This window comes from Saccharopolyspora sp. NPDC002686, from assembly GCF_040295745.1.
In the GTDB taxonomy this organism is placed as follows: domain Bacteria; phylum Actinomycetota; class Actinomycetes; order Mycobacteriales; family Pseudonocardiaceae; genus Saccharopolyspora; species Saccharopolyspora oryzae.
The window spans coordinates 13359-15017 of sequence record NZ_JBEOVY010000184.1; the positions used below are offsets into that span (position 1 = coordinate 13359).

The window sequence follows — 1659 nt, forward strand, 5'->3', positions numbered from 1 at the left end:
GTTGTGGAGCTGCTGGATCTGGCGCGGCGGAGCGGGTTCTCGCGATTCCCGGTGCACGGTGGGGATCTCGACGACATCCACGGCGTCGTCCACGTCAAGAAGGCTTTCGGACTGCCCGCTGAAGAACGCGAGCGGGTTCTCGTCGGGTCGCTGACGCAGCCCGTTCCCACGGTGCCGGAAAGTCTGGAAGGCGATGCGCTGCTGGAGAAGCTGCGCGGTTCGGGCCTGCAGCTGGCCATCGTGGTCGACGAGTACGGCGGGTCCGCTGGCATCGTGACGCTGGAGGACGTGGTCGAGGAGATCATCGGCGACGTCCGCGACGAGCACGACCGCGGTGAGCTGCCGACGGTGCGGCAGATGGCCGACGGCACGTGGATCGTCTCCGGCCTGCTCCGGCCCGACGAGCTGGCCGACGCGACCGGCATGGCGATGCCCGACAGCGACGACTACGAGACCGTCGCCGGGTACGTGCTGAGCGAGCTCGGCCGGATTCCCGCCGTGGGCGACGAGATCACCGCTGACGGCTGGGAGTTGACGGTGTCCAAGATGGACCGCAACCGCATCGCCGAGCTCCGCCTCACCGGCCGACCGGCCACTGTCGACGGTGGGGAGGACGAGCGATGAGTGATGGGTTCGCGATTCTGCTCGGTGTGGTGCTGTTGTTGTTGAACGCGTTCTTCGTGGGTGCGGAGTTCTCGTTGTTGTCGTCGCGTCGGGACCGGTTGGAGGCGTTGGCGGCGCAGGGCAAGTCCCGGGCTCGTGTGGTGATCAAGGCCAGTCAGCAGGGCTCGTTGATGCTCACCAGCGCCCAGCTCGGCATCACCCTGTGCTCGCTCGGCCTCGGACGCCTTGGCGAGCCGGCGGTGGCGCACCAACTTGAGGTGCCGTTCACCGCGTTGGGGATCCCCGCGGCCGTGACGCACGTGATCTCGTTCGCGATCGCGTTGGCGCTGGTCGTGGTGCTGCACGTGCTCGTCGGCGAGATGGTGCCCAAAAACCTGTCCCTGGCCGAGCCGGAGAAGGTCGCGTTGTGGCTGGTGCCGCCGCTGGTCGGGTTCGTCACGCTGGCGCGGCCGTTGATCGCGGTGTTCAACATGGTCGCCAACATGGTGTTGCGGTTGTTGCGGGTGGAGCCCAAGGACGAGCTCGACACCGCCTACACCTCCGCCGAGCTGGCCGAGTTGCTGGTCGAGTCCCGCCGTGAGGGGCTGATCGATCAGTCCGAACACCGCCGCCTGGCCCAAACCCTGTCCTCGATCGAGCACCGTGTTGCTGATGTGCTGGTGCCGCTGGGCGAGGTCACCACGCTGCCGGCTCGTCCGACGCTGGGGGATGTGGAACGGGTGGTCGCCGAGACCGGGTTCTCCCGGTTCCCGGTCCGCTCCGCCGACGGGACGATGCGGGGGTATCTGCACGTCAAGGACGTGCTGGACCAGATCGGGCACGACGAGACCACCCCGATCGCGGCCTCCCGGATCCGCCGCCTGCCCACGGTCCCGGCCCAGGCCCGGCTCGACGAAGCCCTCGCCTCGCTACGCCGCTCGGGCAGCCACCTGGCCACCGCCATCGACACGGCGGGCACACCGGTAGGGGTGGTGGCGATGGAAGACCTCGTCGAGGAATACGTCGGCACCGTCCGCGACACCACACACGTCCACT

At 68.4% G+C, this 1659-nt stretch carries 2 protein-coding genes; both read left to right on the forward strand.

Annotated features, from left to right (window positions below; all coding sequences use genetic code 11):
* The coding region (locus ABTZ89_RS22950; protein WP_351048022.1) for a hemolysin family protein at positions 1-624 on the forward strand (624 nt) is incomplete at its 5' end.
* Positions 621-1659: hemolysin family protein (locus ABTZ89_RS22955; protein ID WP_351048024.1), on the forward strand; the 1039-nt coding region annotated here is incomplete at its 3' end. The genes ABTZ89_RS22950 and ABTZ89_RS22955, both read left to right, overlap by 4 nt.